Origin of the sequence: Streptomyces sp. BK239 (assembly GCF_004217285.1) — a bacterium.
Taxonomy (GTDB): Bacteria; Actinomycetota; Actinomycetes; order Streptomycetales; family Streptomycetaceae; genus Streptomyces.
This window is the reverse complement of the sequence record NZ_SHKS01000003.1, coordinates 220,291-238,081: the sequence shown is the minus strand read 5'-3', so window position 1 is coordinate 238,081 and position 17,791 is coordinate 220,291. Positions and strand designations below refer to the sequence as shown.

17 protein-coding genes are annotated in these 17,791 nt (G+C 71.5%); 12 read left to right on the top strand and 5 right to left on the bottom strand.

Features of this window, described 5'->3' with window-relative positions; translation table 11 throughout:
- Positions 1 to 17: 17 nt before the first annotated feature.
- From EV567_RS10985 to EV567_RS27930, 3 genes are all read right to left on the bottom strand, one after another.
- Positions 18 to 503, bottom strand: coding sequence for a hypothetical protein (locus tag EV567_RS10985; RefSeq protein ID WP_130438685.1), 486 nt, complete (start codon positions 501 to 503; stop codon positions 18 to 20).
- A gap of 73 nt (positions 504 to 576) precedes the next feature.
- A complete protein-coding gene (locus tag EV567_RS10980) occupies positions 577 to 840 on the bottom strand; it encodes a hypothetical protein (RefSeq protein WP_130438683.1) in 264 nt (87 codons plus the stop codon).
- Positions 841 to 903: 63 nt separating this feature from the next.
- A complete protein-coding gene (locus EV567_RS27930) occupies positions 904 to 2,598 on the bottom strand; it encodes a conjugal transfer protein (RefSeq protein ID WP_207228734.1) in 1,695 nt (564 codons plus the stop codon).
- Positions 2,599 to 2,918: 320 nt separating this feature from the next.
- On the opposite strand from EV567_RS27930, the gene EV567_RS10970 reads away from it, so the two are divergent.
- From EV567_RS10970 to EV567_RS10930, 9 genes are all read left to right on the top strand, one after another.
- Positions 2,919 to 3,461: a hypothetical protein gene (locus tag EV567_RS10970; RefSeq protein WP_130438681.1), complete on the top strand. Its 543-nt coding sequence runs from the start codon at positions 2,919 to 2,921 to the stop codon at positions 3,459 to 3,461.
- Between the two features lie 23 nt (positions 3,462 to 3,484).
- On the top strand, positions 3,485 to 3,682 hold the full coding sequence (locus tag EV567_RS10965; RefSeq protein ID WP_130438679.1) for a hypothetical protein: 198 nt from the start codon (positions 3,485 to 3,487) through the stop codon (positions 3,680 to 3,682).
- The gene (locus EV567_RS10960) at positions 3,679 to 4,041 is read left to right on the top strand and encodes a DUF4913 domain-containing protein (RefSeq protein WP_130438677.1); all 363 of its coding nucleotides are present in this window, start codon (positions 3,679 to 3,681) and stop codon (positions 4,039 to 4,041) included. Before EV567_RS10965 ends, EV567_RS10960 begins: the two co-directional genes overlap by 4 nt.
- A gap of 136 nt (positions 4,042 to 4,177) precedes the next feature.
- Positions 4,178 to 4,855, top strand: a complete 678-nt coding sequence (locus EV567_RS10955) for a hypothetical protein (RefSeq protein WP_130438675.1) — start codon at positions 4,178 to 4,180, stop codon at positions 4,853 to 4,855.
- A gap of 6 nt (positions 4,856 to 4,861) precedes the next feature.
- Positions 4,862 to 6,943 carry a peptidoglycan DD-metalloendopeptidase family protein gene (locus EV567_RS10950; RefSeq protein ID WP_130438673.1) on the top strand — a complete coding sequence of 694 codons (2,082 nt, stop codon included), beginning with the start codon at positions 4,862 to 4,864 and terminating at the stop codon, positions 6,941 to 6,943.
- 8 nt (positions 6,944 to 6,951) lie between these two features.
- Entirely contained in the window at positions 6,952 to 8,382 is a 1,431-nt protein-coding gene (locus EV567_RS10945; RefSeq protein ID WP_242620753.1) for a PQQ-like beta-propeller repeat protein, read from the top strand.
- 60 nt (positions 8,383 to 8,442) lie between these two features.
- Positions 8,443 to 10,173, top strand: coding sequence for a type IV secretory system conjugative DNA transfer family protein (locus EV567_RS10940; protein ID WP_130438669.1), 1,731 nt, complete (start codon positions 8,443 to 8,445; stop codon positions 10,171 to 10,173).
- Between the two features lie 238 nt (positions 10,174 to 10,411).
- Entirely contained in the window at positions 10,412 to 11,521 is a 1,110-nt protein-coding gene (locus EV567_RS10935; protein ID WP_130438667.1) for a sugar ABC transporter substrate-binding protein, read from the top strand.
- A 180-nt stretch (positions 11,522 to 11,701) separates the two neighbouring features.
- Positions 11,702 to 12,748, top strand: coding sequence for a helix-turn-helix transcriptional regulator (locus tag EV567_RS10930; RefSeq protein WP_242620752.1), 1,047 nt, complete (start codon positions 11,702 to 11,704; stop codon positions 12,746 to 12,748).
- On the opposite strand, the gene EV567_RS10925 is transcribed toward EV567_RS10930, so the two are convergent.
- Entirely contained in the window at positions 12,711 to 13,724 is a 1,014-nt protein-coding gene (locus EV567_RS10925) for a helix-turn-helix transcriptional regulator (protein ID WP_130438665.1), read from the bottom strand. The two genes, EV567_RS10930 and EV567_RS10925, sit on opposite strands and share 38 nt — an antisense overlap.
- A 116-nt stretch (positions 13,725 to 13,840) precedes the next feature.
- On the opposite strand from EV567_RS10925, the gene EV567_RS10920 reads away from it, so the two are divergent.
- Together EV567_RS10920 and EV567_RS10915 are read left to right on the top strand one after the other, a co-directional pair.
- Positions 13,841 to 14,059, top strand: coding sequence for a hypothetical protein (locus EV567_RS10920; protein ID WP_130438663.1), 219 nt, complete (start codon positions 13,841 to 13,843; stop codon positions 14,057 to 14,059).
- A 1-nt stretch (position 14,060) separates the two neighbouring features.
- Positions 14,061 to 14,399: a hypothetical protein gene (locus EV567_RS10915; protein ID WP_130438661.1), complete on the top strand. Its 339-nt coding sequence runs from the start codon at positions 14,061 to 14,063 to the stop codon at positions 14,397 to 14,399.
- Positions 14,400 to 14,621: 222 nt separating this feature from the next.
- On the opposite strand, the gene EV567_RS10910 is transcribed toward EV567_RS10915, so the two are convergent.
- Positions 14,622 to 15,035: a pyridoxamine 5'-phosphate oxidase family protein gene (locus EV567_RS10910; RefSeq protein ID WP_130438659.1), complete on the bottom strand. Its 414-nt coding sequence runs from the start codon at positions 15,033 to 15,035 to the stop codon at positions 14,622 to 14,624.
- A 117-nt stretch (positions 15,036 to 15,152) separates the two neighbouring features.
- On the opposite strand from EV567_RS10910, the gene clpB reads away from it, so the two are divergent.
- Positions 15,153 to 17,786, top strand: a complete 2,634-nt coding sequence (gene clpB, locus EV567_RS10905; protein ID WP_130438657.1) for an ATP-dependent chaperone ClpB — start codon at positions 15,153 to 15,155, stop codon at positions 17,784 to 17,786.
- Positions 17,787 to 17,791 lie beyond the last annotated feature (5 nt).

Genomic DNA, 17,791 nt, shown 5'->3' with positions numbered 1-17,791 from the left:
GTGGCGGAAGCGGTGGGTCAGCGCCTGGCCGCGGCGAACGCGCTGCCGCGCTCGGCGGCGGCCCGGCGGGCGGCGTCGTAGCGGGCCTGCCAGCGCGGCGAGCCCGGGGCCCAGAGGATGACCTGCCAGTGCAGCTCCTCCGGCTCCTGGTCGGCGGCCAGGCCCTGGAGGCGCTTGGGCTGGAGCCACCAGTCGGCCCACACCACCAGTTGCTGGCTCAGTGTGAGCGCCGACGGCAGCGGCCGGCCCCAGATGAAGTAGACGGCGAACGGCGGCCCGAAGTAGAGGACCGACGTCCACATCGACATGCCCAGGAAGGGCAGGAACGCCGAGACCGTGAACAACGTGACGAGCCAGAGCAGTCCGAAGCCGAAGGCCGCGCCGAGCGCGGGCAGCAGCAGGCCGGGCAGCGGGATGTTGCCCCAGTTCCAGATCCGCTTGGGGCGGTTGACCAGGTCGGTGTGGTCGTAGGCGACCAGCGGCTCCGGCGCCTCCTGGCTCATGTCTGCGAACTCCCCTGCTAGGGACGGCTGTACGGCTGCTGACGGGCGGTCGGGACGCGGCCCGTGCCAGGCGTCAGTTGCCGCCGCCGATCTGGGTGCCGAGACCGATGAGAACACCGGCGAGACCGCCGGCGCCGCCGATGATCAGGGCGGCGAGCGCGATCATGCCGAAGCCCTGGAAGGCCTCGCGCATGCCGTCGCCGCGCTTCATCGACAGCAGCATCCGGATGCCGAGGATGAGCAGGGCGATGACGGCGACCATGGTGCCCGCGTTGCGCAGGATCGTCTCGATCTCGCCGAACATGTCGTTCAGCGTCGTACCGGCGGCCAGGTACATGGTGGTTCCTCTCGGGTGGTGATGTGGTCGTGAGTGCTGCGGGATGCGCCGGGGCGTCTCCCGTCAGGGCTTGCCGGGCTGCTTCGCGGACGGCTTGGGGGCGGCCGCGGAGGGCGACGGCGAGGGGGCGGGAGCGGGGGCGCCGGACGGGGCGGGGGCCGACGGGGAGGCCGTCGCCGGGCCGCTGTCGGCGTCGCCGTCGGCCCGGCCGCCCTCCGCGTCGAGGACACCGCCCCGGACGTCCTTGATGAACCAGCCCTGGGCCGTGTTCACCACCGTCATCCGGTAGGCGCGGCGCACCACGACGCCCTTCACGTCGCTCCAGTCGACGGACACGCGCACCTGGACGGCCTGCCCGGCGTCGTAGCTGTACGGCTTGCTGTTCTGCACGCTCGGCGGCGCCAGCGCGACGACGGCGCCGACCTGCGGGGCGGTCAGCCGGCCGGAGAGGCCGGTGGTCGCCGTCAGCGTGGCGTCCGGGGTGATGAAGCGGGCCATGGCGGTCGTGTCGGAGGCGCCCCAGGCCGTGAAGTAGCCCGGCAGCACCTTCTGCTGGAGCTGCGTGGACAGGGCGTCGTCGACGACCTCCCCGCGCTGGTCCACCTCGGGCACGTCCGCGGCCGCCGGCATCGGCATCTGGCCGACGTCGCCCGCGACCCGCATGCCCTCGCCGGTCTTGAGGTTCTTCACGTACACGGGGACTGTGAGCGTGGTGAGCGTGCCGTCCTCGGAGCGGACCTGCACGCCGATGTAGCGGCCGTGCTCGCCGTACTCGGGAAGCTTCTCGGCGGTGCCGTCCCAGGCGGTGGACACGGCCTTGCCGGAGCCCTCACCGCTCCAGCCGCACTCGGGGTCGACGCCCGCGGAGTTGTACCGCGCGAGTTCGGCCCGCCGGGCGGACGAGGTCTCCGGCGAGAACGTCATGCACAGCTGGGCGTACTGCTCCGCGAAGGCTGCCGCCTGCTCGGTCGGGAACTCGGTGAGCCGGTAGCGGGCGGCGTCGCCGGCGTCCAGGCCCGCGGCGGTGGTGCCGGACGACTTGCCGACCACGAGGCCCATCACGCCGCACGAGCCGAGCGCGAGCGCGCAGACGGTGATGAGGAGGGTGGCGCGCAGGGCGACGTGCGTACGACGCCCGCCGCCGGGAATGCGGCCACCGGGGCGTGGGACGTCGAAGCTGCGGGGCGGGGCGGGCTTGGGGGAGCCGGCCGTGGGGGTGAGGGAGGGTGCGGGTGCGGTTGGGGAGGTGACGGCGGGCGTCTGCGGGGTCACGGCCGTCGCCGGCGTCGCCGGCATGGCCGTCGCGGCCGCGGCGGTCGCAGTGGCCGAGGCCGCCGGCGTCGCGCCGCCCCGCTTGCGCTGCTCCTTCTCCGCCTTCTTCCTCTCGTACGCCGCCTTGCGCTCCGCCCGCTCCCGCTCGCGCTTGTCCTTCTTCGACTCGCCCTGGGGGCGTGTCTCGCGCGGCGGCAGCGACGGTACGGCGGCCTGGCCGGCCCGGGGGGCGTTGCGCACCCAGGCGGCCGCGACCTGGGCGCGGGCCGCGTCGGAGGGGAGTTGCTGCGGCGGGGAGGCCTGCGGCGCGGGGGCCTGTGGGGTCTGTGCCGGGGTCTGCCACGCCTGCTGGGGATCCTGCGCGGACTGCTGGGGCTGCGCCGCCGACTGCTGCTGGGGCTGCTGCTGGGAAGGACCGAGGGACCCGGGCTGCCCCGAAGGCCGGCCTCCGCCGACAGCGCCGGCAGCGCTGTTGTGGTCTGTCATCGAGTCGGTCACTCCAGCGAGTCGGTTCCCCGTCCGCCTGCGCGGGCGTGACCGCACCGCATGACGGGCCCCTGGCCCTGCCAGGTGCGCTGGCAGTGTGGCAAAGACACGTCATGCGACCGCCGCGCTTTTCCCTGCCGGGAGAGCGGGGATTCCCGCCAGGCCGCCGGGAGGAAAGCCACCGGGAAAGGTGTCAGGAACGCGTCGGGAGAGTGGGACCGTCGCACCGGACCGTCCTCGGCCCACAATGCGCTGGGCGCGTCTGCCCGACGTACCCGGCAGCATCCTCTGGCCCCCACGGACCCGGCGAAGGACGAGAGTTGAGCGACCACAGCGGGAACCCGCAGCAGCCCGATCCCCGCGCCGCGGGCATCCCCCGGCAGCCGCAACCGGTCGAGCCGGTCCCGCAGGTCACGCCGGCGCCCGAGCCGCCCCTGGCTTCCCTCACGCCGGCGGCGCCGCAGACCGAGCAGGTCCTCCAGGCCGACCACGCCTGGGTCGACGGCTACGAGCCCGGCAACCCCTGGCAGTCACGGCTGTGCGTGCGGACGCCGTACGGCACCTTCGCCTATCCCCTCACGCCGAACACGATTCCCGAACTCCTCGAACAGATGGTGCTGGTGGCGCAGGAGCAGCAAGGGCTGCCGGTCGGCTTCGACGAGGACCCCGAGCAGAGTCCTGCGGAGGGCCGGGACGACATGGAGGAACCGCAGGAGGCCCCCGGCGTCCACGGCGGCCGCGCCGCGCGTCTGACGGGCTGGGCGGTCGTCCACGACCTGTGGGAACGCGAGGATCCGACCGCGCGGATCGTGATGGGCGCGATCGTGGTGGCGCTGTTGCTGCTCGGTGTCTTCCTGACGTGATGGCCGGATCGAGAGGGGTGGCCATGCTGACGGAGACGACCGGCCGTACGGCTCAGGACCTCGCCGCCGAGCTGGCGGCGCTGCGGGAGGCGGACTGGGCCTCGGTGTGGCCCGGACCCCCGCGGGGCCCGACAGCGGGTCATGGAGTCCTGAACCCGGCCGCGGTCCTCACCCTGCCGCCCCCCGTCGTCCAGCAGCAGCCAGCGGGAGTCGAACGATGACCGGTACCGAACCCACCTCCGGGGAACCGGAGTTCTTCTTCCCCGACGTGTTCGTCTTCGTCTCCGACTATCTGTCCCAAATGATCCGTCGCCGCGTCAACGGCTCCTCCGCCACCTGGTGCCCGAAGTGGTGGGAGCACCCCGAGGCCGGCGCCCGCCTCTCCGCGCTCTGGCTGGCATGGGAGCACCTGCGCCAGGACGCGGCTCTCGGGATGTCGACGTGGTGGCTGCACCACGCCGACCCGCACCTGCGCGTGCTGATGGACCCCGACCTGGGCCCCTTCGCAGCCTGCTCCCCGAAGGACGGCCACACGCCCTACCCGTTCGACCCTCTGCCGGTGGATCCCCGACCGGAGTGATCCGCCTCTCCCGGGCCGCCGCCTCCTTTTCCCGGACTTTCCCCGCCGGGAAATCCCGCCACTGTCTCGCACCGACGCCCCCTACCGTGTCCCGGTCACCCGCCGTACCGGCTCAGCACAAGGGAGGCGCGAAAGCGTGGACTTGCCTGAGGAGAACAAGCGCACGGGGCTTCTGGCCCTGGGAGTGCTCGGGTTCCTCCTGATCGCCGTGCTCACCGTGTTCACGGTCTTCGACGGGGACGACGGGGACGACGACGCGCAGGGCGGTTCGGCCGTGCCCAGCGTCACCGAGGGCCACGACAAGCAGACCTCCGGCGACGCCGGACAGACTCCCGGCAGCGCGTCGGCGGGCGCCTCGGTCGCCCCGATCGTGTCCGTCTCCCAGGCCGCCGAGGCCCACGCCGTCATGGTGCGGTACATGGCCGGGCTCACCACGTACGACCACACGAGCCGGCCCGCTGCCTGGAGTGCCCCCCTGCTCGCGCTCACCACGCGGGACACGCGGATGAAGCAGGCGACCGCGTTGCCCACCGGCAAGGAGTGGGCGACCTGCCGAGCCGGACAGTGCTCCTCCGAGGGCGCGGCCGTCGTGGTGCGGGACGCCGTCGTCTCGGCCGACCTGGTGGGCGACAGCGGCCGTTCGATCTCCAGCCTGGTCGAGGTGACGGCCCGGTACACCGTGGGCGGTGAGACCACCGTGGAGTCCAACAAGTGGCTGGTGACGGTCAGGGAGGACGGCGGCGACTGGCTGGTCTCCGGGTTCGACGTCTTCGGCCTCGGCGACGTGGGCGCGTCCGACGACTCGGGGGCGTGAGCCGGCATGGTGGCACCGGCGGTACTGGCCGCGGCCGGCAAGGCCGCGAAGGTCGCCAAGGCGGCCAAGGCGGCCAGGGCCGCGGCTCAGCGCGGCTCCGGCGGGCAGGGCGGCGACGGCAACAAGAACACCAAGTGGCTGTGGCTGCTCGGCGGTGTCGGATGCCTGCCGGTCGCCGGCGTCGGCACCCTCGTCCTGGCCATCCTGGGCGGCCTCGTCGGCGGCGTCGGCGCCGGCGCCGCGGCGGCCGACTGCGGTGACTACTCCGACAACGCGAACGCAGGCAACACCGGTGACGCCGCGGCCACCAACCCGGTCATGCCGGCCGGCAAGATGTACATGCCGAGCGAGACCGCGCGCAACGAGATCCCGCCCAGGATGATCCTCGCGGCGATGCGTGCCGCCGCCCGCTACGACGGCCTCGACTGGACGCTCATCACGGGGCAGATGTACCAGGAGACCAAGTTCGGCCAGGACAAGTCGGCCGCGCCGGGCGGCAGGAACTCCGCCGGATACATGGGCATCCTCCAGTTCGGCACGCCGGCCTGGAAGGACTATGGCGCCGACGGCAACGGCGACGGCAAGAAGGACCTCTACAACATCGACGACGCGGCCTGGGCCGCCGCCAACTTCCTGCACGCCAAGAAGGCCGAGACCGAGCCCTGGAAAGCGCTGCTGACCTACTCCGGCTCCACCGCGTCCAACACGATCTACCCACGTGTGGTCCTCACCCAGGCCGCCCGCTACCGCGGCACGCTGACCGGCGACCAGGCCCTCATCAAGCGCTGGTACGCGCATCTGAAGGAGACCATCGAGAAGAACCCCGGCTTCCCCACCCTCGGGCAGCAGTCGGACATCCCCGAGCCGATCGGCAACAACGCCCAGCCCGGCTCCGCGCTCAGCATCGCCGCCACCTCACCGCGCTCCTGGTCGACACCGGCGCTGGACGAGGGCGGCGACGGGGAAACCACCACCGCCATGGCTCTGGCCGCGTACTCGGGCGGGACCGGCCGCGTCACCACCGTGTCGTTCGCCGACGAGCCCGCCACGGGCAAGGACTGGCAGTGGCCCATGAAGCAGGGGACGTACACGGTCGGCACGCCGTACCACAAGAGCGGCCGTATGTGGAGCCTCGGCTACCACACCGGGCTCGACCTCGTCGCGACCTCCGGCACGCCGATCTACGCTCCGGCCGACGGCAAGGCCGTCCACGCGGGCCCCGGCGGCTCGTACGGGAACATGACCAAGCTCCAGCACACGGGCGGCGTCATCACCCTCTTCGCCCACCAGACCTCGATCAAGGTGTCCGTGGGCCAGAGCGTCAAACGCGGACAGCAGATCGGGACGGTCGGGGCGACCGGCAACGTCACCGGGCCCCACTTGCACTGGGAGGTGCTGCTTCCCGGTGTCGACAACCCCTTCGTGGGCGGCCGGGACCAGGGCCCGGGCATGGTCGACCCCGAGGGGTGGATGCAGGGCAAGGTCACCGCCAACCCCGACTACGGCACGGTCCCCGGCTCCGACGAGGGCGGCAAGGACGCGGAGTACGCCGACTGCGCCGCCGACACCGGCGGCGCGGCCGTGGCCCCGGACGGCGCGGGCGCCTCGGGTGTCCTGCCCGACTCCGACGACCCGGTGATCCGCGCGGTCCTCGGCTGGGCCCAGCGCGGCATCGGCGTCCCCTACGTGTACGGCGCGCCGCGGCTCCAGGGCCGCAACCCGACCAGCTTCGACTGCTCCAGCTTCACGCAGTGGGCCTACTACATGGCCAGCGACGGGAAGATCGACATCGGGACGACGACGCGCAGTCAGGAGCCGTACCTCAAGAAGTACGAGGTGCCGCTGTCCCAGGCCCAGCCCGGCGACGTGATCTTCTTCCGGCCGGAGTCCGACGGGTCCTCGGGCCACGTCGGCCTCGTCTGGGACCCCAAGGGCCACAAGATCCTCCACGCCCCGCGTCCGGGCAAGTCGGTCGAGTTCAGCAAGTGGGACTACCAGGACAAGATCACCGGCGTCTACCGCGTCCCCGTCCCACGGGGCACGAACGCGGTCGAGGGCGACGGCACGCAGAACGAAAAGGGAGCATGAAGTCACCGATGAAGCGTCACCTCCTGCACGCCGCGAGCGCCTTCACCTGCATCGGGCTGGTCGCGGGCTGCGGCGGCGGCGATGACACGGCCAAGGCCGGCGCCACCGGGAAGGCGACGCCCAAGGCGTCGGCGTCCGCCGCCCCGGGCCCGGTGTACGGCGGCGCCGCTCTGCCGGGCCTGTCCCGCAAGCCCGTATGGACTGTGAAGACCGGTGCCGTGAAGGGCTGCCCGGGGGACCCGGTGCAGCGGGCCACGAGCCGGGTCATCGGGGACAAGGCGCAGACCTGTGTGCTCGGCGACGCCGTCGTCCTCACCGAGGACACCACGACGTACCCCGACAACACGGGCGGAACCCCGGAGGAGTACCGCTTCCGGGCCCGCTTGTTCGACGCGGCCACGGGCCGGGAACGCACGTCGGTCGAGGTCGAGATCCCCGGCAGCGGCTGGTCGAGCGAACGGGACCTCGTGCCCGCCGAGTTCTTCCGGATCAGCCAGTGGAAGGACGGCACACCGGCCCTCCTGGCCGTCGACGGCGACGAGACCCCGGCGAGCGGTCTGAAGAAGGCGTCGGTCAGGACGACGTACACCATGTACGCCCCTTCCGGCGAGAAGCTGGGCAGCTCGGCCTACGACGGCGAGGACCGCACGGATCTCACGGTCGAGGCGGGGCACGTGCGTCTGGACGAGGACAACGACAGCGGCTCCTACGCCCCGCTCGGCGGCGGCGCCACCGTCCAGGTGCAGGACCGGTGGGAGAAGCACGCCCCGATCGGTCCCGGCTTCGGCTACCGCGTGGAGACGTCCCTCGCGGACTTCCACGTCAGCGGCCAGCGGCTTCAGGTCAGCGACCGTCTCACCGGCAAGGACCTGTGGAACACCGAGGGCGTCGCCCTGCCCGCCGCCGTCGCCGCGCAGACCGAGGCCGGGGACAAGGCGGCCGCCTCGCTCTTCCCGCTCACCGGCGACCGGGGCCTGCTTGCCTGGGGCCTGAAGGACGACCCCTACGACGCGCTGCTCACGGTGGTCGACCTCAAGACGGGCCGCACCCTCGTGGAAGGCCCCAAGACCTACCTCGACCCCAACGACGCGCACGAGCCGGTGGTCGCCGTCTCCCCGGACGGCAAGAGCGTCGTCACCCAGTTCGGCGGCGGTGCGGTCGCCTGGAGCACGGAGACGGGCAAGGAACTGTGGCGGCAGGAGAAGGACGAGCAGGACATCGAGCCGGTGGCCCTCCCCACCGCCGACGTGCTGTACACGTTCGTCGGTGACACGGGCCTCGCCGCTCTCGACATGCGCACCAAGAAGATCCTGGCCACCGATCTCGCCCCCGACACCCCCCTGAACGACGAGATCGACGTCCTGGAACGCACGAGCGACGGCCACACCGTGATGGCGACGAGCGAGGGCGTCTTCGTCTTCGCCGCGGACAAGGCCTGACCGCACCCCGGAAGACCCGCACCCCACCCCACCCCACCCCCAGAAAGGCCAGCCCCGCCGGTGAGTGCTGAGCAGCAGAAGAAGCCTCGGGCCGAGGACGACTGGACTCTTGAGATCGCCATCGTCGTCGCGATCGTCCTCCTGTGCGGCGCCGGCGCCTGGCTGGCCGCCGAGGTGGGGGCGTCGTACGCCGACGCGCCCGCGCCGCCCTCGAACCCGCTGTCGTTCCTCGTGGCCGTCGTCAAGGGCGACTACAGCTGGCCGGGTTCGGCGGCCAGCGCCGTCGCAGCCGGGGAGGCCGTGCTGGCCGGCGTGCTGGTGCTCGCCGCGTACCGGGTGCGGCAGCGGATCCGGAACAGGCCCGGCGTGGACGGAGCGGCCCGGCACCTCGCGCGCGGCGAGGAGCTCGGCAAGCTCACCATGAAGGGCGCGGCGGCCATCGCCGAGCGGCTCGGGGTACGGGCGGGCACGCCCGGCGTGTTCATCGGGCGGTCCGTGAAGGGCCGGCAGCCGCTGTTCGGGTCGTACGAGGACATGCACGTCGACATCTGGGGCCCGCGGACCGGCAAGACCACCCGGCGGGCGATCCCCGCGATCCTCGACGGACCGGGCGCGGTGCTCGTCACCTCCAACAAGCGGGACGTCGTGGACGCGACGCGCGGCCCGCGCAGCGCCCGCGGGCCGGTCTGGGTGTTCGACCCGCAGCAGGTCGCCGCCGAGCCGCCGAGCTGGTACTGGAACCCGCTGACGTACGTCACTGACGTGGCCAAGGCCCGCAAGATGGCCGACCACTTCGCGAGCGGGTCGCGGGACGCGAACGCCTCCACCGACGCCTTCTTCGACCCCGCCGGCCAGGACCTGCTGGCCAACCTGCTGCTCGCCGCGGCCTGTGCGAAGGCGCCGATCACCCAGATCTACACCTGGCTGTCCAACCCCAAGGACGACACCCCGGAACGGATCCTGCGCGGTGCGGGGCACACCATGTCCGCCGACGGTTTCGCCGGCGTCGTGAACGCCCCCGACAAACAGCGCAGCGGTATCTACGGCGTCGCCCAGCAGATGGCGTCCTGCCTGGTCAACCCGGAGGTCAACCGCTGGGTGACCCCGAGCGCCGACCCGCACGCGCCGCAGTTCGACCCGCACGCCTTCGTCCGCACCGGCGGCACCCTGTACTCGCTCTCCCGAGAGGGGCGCGACTCCGCGGGGCCGCTGGTGACCGCGCTCACCGTCGCCGTCGTCGAGGCCGCCGAGGAGTACGCCACCACCCAGCGCGGCGGCCGGCTCCCGCTGCCGCTGGTCGGCGTGCTCGACGAGGCCGCCAACGTGTGCCGCTGGCGCTCCCTGCCCGACCTGTACTCCCACTACGGCTCGCGCGGCATCATCCTGATGACGATCCTGCAGTCCTGGGCGCAGGGCATCGAGGTGTGGGGCGAGCGCGGCATGGAGAAGCTGTGGTCGGCCGCGAACGTGCGCGTCTACGGCGGCGGCGTCTCCGACACCCGGTTCCTCGGCGATCTGAGCGAACTGGCGGGCGAGTTCGACCTGCGCGAGTACCAGACGAGCCGTGAGTCGGAGTTCGGCGGCTGGTCCGGCAACCGTACGGTCAGTGAGTCCACGCGTCGTGAACGCGTCCTCGGGGTCTCCGATCTCGGTGCGATGCCTCCGGGGCGGGCCCTGGTGCTGGCGTCCGGTACCAAGCCGGTGTTGGTGGAGACGATCCCGTGGTGGGAGGGGGCGTACGCCGCCGAGGTGCAGGCGTCGCTGAAGAAGCACGACCCCGGGGCCCGTTGAGATCCGCGCCGGGGGCGAGTTGAGGGAGGGCCCCTGTGGAGTGAGCGGTTCTTCGCCGGTTCGTGACGTGCCCTCCGTGTCGTCTCCATGTGTCTTCACATGCTGAGCGGAGGGTGATGTTGTTACTTCGTTAAGTAGTTTGGCTTGACGCCGACGGCCGCCGCCGCGTTGGCTTTTCAGACACCTGGGTCAGCATGTCGCACCCGATGTCCGGAACGCACCTGAAGTGAGCCCCCGAATGCGTCGTATCGCCATAGCCGTGGTTGCCTCCACGCTGTCCCTCTCGCTCGCCGGCTGCGGCATGCTGGGCGCGACGGAGGAAGCGGGCGAGGCGACACCGACCAAGGGTGACGACCTCACCGTGGGCCTGCTCATGCCGGAGGAGACCAACACCCGCTACGAGCAGTTCGACTACCCCATCATCAAGTCCAAGGTCGCCGAGCTCACCAGCAGCAAGGGCAGCGTCCAGTACGCCAACGCGAACGCCAAGAACTCCACCCAGGTCACCCAGATGGAGCGGATGATCGACGACAAGGTCGACGTCATCCTGCTGGACGCCGTCGACTCCAAGGCGATCGCGAGCACGGTGAAGAAGGCCAAGGACGCGGGCATCCCCGTCATCGCCTACGACCGCCTGGCACAGGGCCCGATCGACGCGTACGTCTCCTTCGACAACGAGCTCGTCGGCGAGGTCCAGGGCCGCACCCTGGTGGAGGCCCTGGGGACGGCCGACCTCAGCGACCAGATCGTCATGATGAACGGCTCGCTCACCGACCCGAACTCCGCCCAGTTCAAGCAGGGCGCGCTGTCGGAGCTGAACGGCCGGGTGACGATCGCCGAGAAGTTCGACACCAAGGACTGGGACCCGAAGGAGGCCAAGGCCAACATGGCCAAGGCGATCTCCAAGATGGGCGCGAGCAAGATCGCCGCCGTGTACTCCGCCAACGACGCCATGGCCGGCGCCGTCATCAACGCGCTGAAGGCGGCGGGCGTCAGCGACGACGACATGCCCCCGGTCACCGGCCAGGACGCGGAACTCTCGGCCGTGCAGCGGATCGTCAGCGGCGAGCAGTACATGAGCGTCTACAAGCCCTACCCGCAGATGGCGGCCGCCGCCGCGGCGATGGCCGTGGCCAAGGTCCGGGGCCGTGACCTCCAGTTCGAGTCCCTGACCCGCGACAAGGTCGACAGCCCCACCGACAAGGGCATCCGGGCCAACCTGGTCCCCGTGGTCGCGCTGACGAAGAGCAACATCAAGAGCACCGTCATCGAGGACGGCATCTACAAGGTGTCCGACATCTGCACCTCGGAGTACAAGTCCGCCTGCAACTCCATCGGCCTGAAGTAACCCACCGGGGCGCGGCGACGACGGCAGGGGGCACGCACACCGCGTGCCCCCTGCCGTTGTTGCGGAGCCGGTCCGGGCCGCGCATAGTTGCGCTGCGGAAATCAGGCGCACAGGCGCCGGCGGCACCGGCACCGACACCTGCGGCGCCGACGGCCGCGGGCAGCGGGGGTGGGACGGGCGATGGCCGGGCACGGGGCGCAGGACCATCCGCACGGCGCCGACCGGCTGTGCGAGGCGGGGGACCGCGTGTACTCCCGGGCCGTGCGCCGGGGCCGGGTGCCGCGCGGTGACGCCGAGCAGGTGCCCTGTCTGCTGGAGCTGGCCCTGCTCCACCCGGACCCCGACGACATGGACTGGCTGGTGCCGACCTCCCCGCAGGAGGTCATGACCCGGCTGCTGCACGGCCTCTACGACGAGGTGAGCGCGAGCAGGCGGCGTATGGGCGCGGCGGTCGCCGCGTTCGAGCGGTACGCGGGCCTCGGCGGGCCGGCGCCGTCCGCCGCCGTCGCCGAAGGCGCGGCGATCCGCGTCCTGGACGGCGACGCGCGCATCCAGGCGGCCCTGGACCAGGCGACCGGGGCGTGCACCACGGAGGTGCTGACCGTCCAGCCGGGCGGCATCCGGCGCGAGCACGAACTGTCCGAGGGGCTGCACCGGGCGCTCGCGCTGCGCGGCCGTGGCGTGCGCATGCGCGACCTGTACACGCATGTGGCCCGGCACGGTCAAGGGCTGTTGAACTACCTGGAGTTGATGGGCCCGGCGGTGGAGGCCCGCACGCTCGACGAGGTCATCGACCGGCTGATCCTCTTCGACCGCACGGTCGCCTTCATCCCCGCCAACGCCGACCGCACCATGGCGCTGGAGCTGCGCCACCCGGCGCTGATCGCCTACCTGGTCACCGTGTTCGAGCGGCTGTGGCGGCTGGCGATCCCGCTGACCGCGCCGCTGCCCGACACCCGTATCGAGGGCGTCTCGCACCGGGAGCAGTCCATCGCGGCGCTCCTCGCGGAGGGGCACCAGGACGCGGTGATCGCGGAGCGTCTCGGCATCAGCGTCCGCACCTGCCGGGCGCACATCGCCCGCCTCTCGGAGACCCTGGGCGCGGCGAGCCGTACCCAACTGGGCGTGCGCATCGCGCAGGTCGGCCTGGACAAGCCGCTCGGCGGGGCGGCGCCGCCCCCGGCGGGGATCAGTCCTCGCGCTCCAGGATCCCCGACTGGGCTATGAGGAAGCCGAGTTGGGCGCGGCTGCCGCTGCCGAGGATCGCCGCGAGCTTGGCGATGTGGGCGCGGCAGGTCCGTACGTTCATGCCGAGGCGGCGGGCGATGGCCTCGTCGACGTGGCCCTCGACGAGGAGCTTGGCGATGGAGTACTGGATGTCGGTGATGCCGCCGGGGTCCGTCTCGTAGGGGGCGCCGGCGCTCAGCGGGACCGCGCGGGCCCACATGAACTCGAAGACCTTCACCAGGTAGCGGACGAGGCCGGGGTGGCGCAGCTCCAGGGCGACCTGCTGGTCGTCGCGGGCGGGTATGAAGGCGACGGTCTCGTCGCAGACGATGAGGCGCTCCACCACCTCGGCGATCGTGCGGTACTCGACCTTGCCGTTGGCCAGTTGGGCCACGTACCCCAGTTTCTCCGGGCTGTGGCGGGCGGTGTGCTGGTAGAGGGTGCGGATGCGCACCCCGCGCTCGATCATGGGGCGGTCGCGTTCGAGGCCCAGGGCGAGGCTGCGCTCGGAGAAGCGGTCGTCGCTGGGCTGGATGGTGAGCATCTCCGAACGGCACTGTCCGGTGGCGAGGTTGAGGGCCTCGTTGATGCGGGCGGCGCCTTCCAGCACGGTGATGGAGTGGTCGGTGGTGGCGGACTGGGCGCTCAGGGCGAGGAACGGCTCGAAGACGTCCGCGAGTTCGACGGACAGCCGGCGGCGTTCGTTGATCTCCTGCTCGATGGGGTGCAGCCGCTGGGCGAGCGCGACGCTGGGCGGAACCGGACGCAGCCAGTCCGCGTCGTCGGGGTCGGGGACGAGCAGGGCGAGGTCCACCAGGCAAGGCGCGGACTCCGCGTCCACACGGGCGGCCCTCCCCGTGCGCAGGGCGTTGGCGTAAAGTCGGCCACCTTCCTCGCACAGTTGGGTCACCGCATGGGGATGCGTTGTTTTGGTCCGGTTTGCCACGAGATCTCCACCCCCCAGGGTCCTGAACATGCAGGAACATGATGCATCGATCCTGTGGTCATGACGTGCCCGAATGAGCCATCGTCTTTACCGACGGGGGAAGAGGAGACTTTCAAGTGAGGACGAGGCCGACCATGTGCCACAAAATGCTTCGCTCGGTACTTGTTGCCGCCCTCTCCGCCGTGGTGGCCTTCGGGGTGCTGAGCGCCCGTTCCGACGTGAAGGACGAGGTGACGGCGGACAGCCACTGGCCGCAGTCCGCCACGACCGTCACGCTGGCGGACAGCCACTGGCCGGCGGCTCCCGTCGCGGGTCCGGCTCCCGAGGACCCGACCTCCGGCGCGACGGACGGATCCGGAGCCTGATGTGACCACTCCACCCGACGACCGCTCCTTCCGCCGCGAGATGGCCACGGCCTACCGCTCCGGCTGGCACTTCATCGACCTGGTCACCGCGATCCCGCACAGCGGCGACTCGCTGATGGTGGCCGTCTTCGGAGAGCCGGTCGTGGTGACGCGGGACGAGGAGGGCGACGTACGGGCGTACAAGTGCCTGCGGCGGCCTCGGGGGGCGCCGCAGCCCGTGAGATGTGCCATCCGGTACGGAATGATCTTCGTGAACCTGGATCAGCGCGACCACCAGCTGGCCGAGCCGGCCGGCCCGGCCGCCTCCAGAACAGTTTCAGCCACCCCCCGCAGTGCCTGACGCGATTCCCCCGTCGTAACAGATCGCTCAGGTACTTCCCCCCGCAGCGGCGTCACCGTGACCTGAACACGGTGACGCCGCTGCAGTTTCCGGCGACATGTCCGGACCTGTGCGGGTGCGGGGCGGGCGCGACGGCGATCCGGCGGTGGCCGGAAACCACCCCCACGATTCGGTCACACGCCCACCGGACGGCGAGCGGCGCCTCCGCGGGTTTCCGGAACCTCAGCCCTTCCCCATCGCTCGGGTCAGCTTGATCTCGATCACCGCGCGTGTGGGGTTCGGGCGGGGTGGGTGGCCGTAGCGCTCCTCGTAGCGGGTCTCCGCGTCCTTGACGCGCTCCGGGTCGGTGTGGACGAAGGCGCGGCCCTCCAGGGTGGCCCAGCGGCGGCCGTCGACCTGGCAGACGGCGACGCGCGCGCCCTCGGGGCCCGCCGCCAGCACGTTGCGCACCTTCCGGCTCGCCCGGTCGGCGATCACCCGAGCCGTTCGCCCCTCGGGGTCGTATGTCACTCCGACGGGCACCACGTGCGGTGAGCCGTCGGGGCGGGGCGTGGTCAGCGTGCACACGTGCCGTTCCCGCCAGAAGGCGAGGTACGGCGCGTCGGGAGAGCCCGGGTCCTGGGGGTATGCGGCCATGGTGGGGAACTTAGCGGCCGTGCGGCGCCCATCCGCACCTTGAGTGGAATAGACTCAAGTTTGTGTACGTTGTGTGAGTCAGGTGCTGACGGCTGACGCAAGGAGGAGACAGCGAACGTGGACGCCGAGCTGACCAACCGGAGCCGGGACGCGATCCAGGCGGCCGGCAACCGGGCCCTGTCCGGGGGCCACCCCGATCTGACCCCCGCCCATCTGCTCCTGGCTCTCCTGGAGGGACAGGACAACGAGAACATCGTCGATCTGCTCGCCGCCGTCGACGCCGACCAGGCAGCCGTGCGGGCCGGCGCGGAGAAGGTGCTCGGCTCGCTGCCCAGCGTGGCCGGCTCCACCGTCGCGCCTCCGCAGCCCAACCGTGAGCTGCTCGCCGTGATCGCCGACGCGCAGGCGCGCGCCAGGGACCTCGGGGACGAGTACCTGTCGACCGAGCACCTGCTCATGGGCATCGCCGCCAAGGGCGGGCAGACCGCCGACGTGCTCTCCCGGCAGGGGGCCACCCCGAAGAAGCTGGTGGACGCCTTCCAGAAGGCCCGCGGCGGACGCCGGGTGACCACCGCCGACCCCGAGGGGCAGTACAAGGCGCTGGAGAAGTTCGGGACCGACTTCACCGCCGCCGCGCGCGAGGGCAAGCTCGACCCCGTCATCGGGCGGGACACCGAGATCCGGCGCGTGGTGCAGGTGCTCTCCCGCCGCACCAAGAACAACCCCGTCCTGATCGGCGAACCGGGCGTCGGCAAGACCGCCGTCGTCGAGGGCCTCGCCCAGCGGATCGTCAAGGGCGACGTGCCCGAGTCGCTGAAGGACAAGCGGCTCGTCGCGCTCGACCTGGGCGCGATGGTGGCCGGCGCCAAGTACCGCGGCGAGTTCGAGGAGCGGCTGAAGACCGTCCTGGCCGAGATCAAGGACTCGGACGGGCAGATCATCACCTTCATCGACGAGCTGCACACCGTCGTGGGCGCCGGTGCGGGCGGCGACTCCGCCATGGACGCGGGCAACATGCTCAAGCCCATGCTGGCCCGCGGCGAGCTGCGCATGGTCGGCGCGACCACCCTCGACGAGTACCGCGAGCGGATCGAGAAGGACCCGGCGCTGGAGCGCCGCTTCCAGCAGGTGCTGGTCGCGGAGCCGACCGTCGAGGACACCATCGCCATCCTGCGCGGTCTCAAGGGCCGCTACGAGGCGCACCACAAGGTGCAGATCGCCGACAGCGCGCTGGTCGCCGCCGCCACCCTCTCCGACCGGTACATCACCTCCCGCTTCCTGCCCGACAAGGCCATCGACCTCGTCGACGAGGCCGCCTCCCGGCTGCGCATGGAGATCGACTCGTCCCCCGTCGAGATCGACGAACTCCAGCGCGCCGTGGACCGGTTGAAGATGGAGGAGCTGGCCCTCGACAAGGAGACCGACCCGGCCTCCCGGGAGCGCCTGGAGAAGCTGCGCCGCGATCTCGCCGACAAGGAAGAGGAGTTGCGCGGTCTCAACGCCCGCTGGGAGAAGGAGAAGCAGTCACTCAACCGGGTCGGCGAGCTGAAGGAGAAGCTCGACGAACTGCGCGGCCAGGCCGAACGTGCCCAGCGTGACGGCGACTTCGACACCGCCAGCAAGCTGCTCTACGGCGAGATCCCTTCCCTGGAACGCGACTTGGAAGCCGCTTCCGAGGCCGAGGAAGAGGCCGCCAAGGACACCATGGTCAAGGAGGAGGTCGGCAGCGACGACATCGCCGACGTGGTCGCCTCCTGGACGGGCATCCCGGCCGGCCGGCTGCTGGAGGGCGAGACCCAGAAGCTGCTGCGCATGGAGGACGAGCTCGGCAAGCGCCTCATCGGCCAGACCGAGGCCGTGCGCGCGGTGAGCGACGCGGTGCGCCGCTCGCGCGCCGGGATCGCCGACCCCGACCGGCCCACCGGCTCCTTCCTCTTCCTCGGCCCGACCGGCGTCGGCAAGACCGAACTGGCCAAGGCGCTCGCCGACTTCCTCTTCGACGACGAGCGGGCCATGGTCCGCATCGACATGTCGGAGTACGGCGAGAAGCACAGCGTCGCCCGCCTGGTCGGCGCCCCGCCCGGCTATGTCGGCTACGAGGAGGGCGGCCAGCTGACGGAGGCGGTGCGCCGCCGGCCGTACAGCGTCGTCCTGCTCGACGAGGTGGAGAAGGCGCACCCGGAGGTCTTCGACATCCTGCTCCAGGTGCTCGACGACGGCCGGCTGACCGACGGGCAGGGCCGCACGGTCGACTTCCGCAACGTCATCCTGGTGCTGACCTCCAACCTGGGCAGCCAGTTCCTGGTCGACCCGCTCACCAGCGAGGCGGAGAAGAAGGAACAGGTCCTGGAGGTGGTCCGCACCTCCTTCAAGCCGGAGTTCCTCAACCGGCTCGACGACCTGGTCGTCTTCTCGGCGCTGTCCAAGGACGAGCTGAGCCGGATCGCCAGGCTCCAGATCGACCGGCTGGCCAAGCGGCTGGCCGAACGCAGGCTCACCCTGGAGGTCACCGACGCGGCCCTGGACTGGCTCGCCCACGAGGGCAACGACCCGGCCTACGGCGCCCGCCCGCTGCGCCGACTGGTCCAGACGGCCATCGGCGACCGTCTTGCCAAGGAGATCCTGTCCGGCGAGGTCAAGGACGGTGACACGGTCCGCGTGGACGCCTTCGGCGAGGGCCTGATCGTGGGCCCCGCGACGGGTCCGGCGACGGGCGCCGAGACGGGTCCCGCGACGGGCAAGACGGTGTAGTCGGG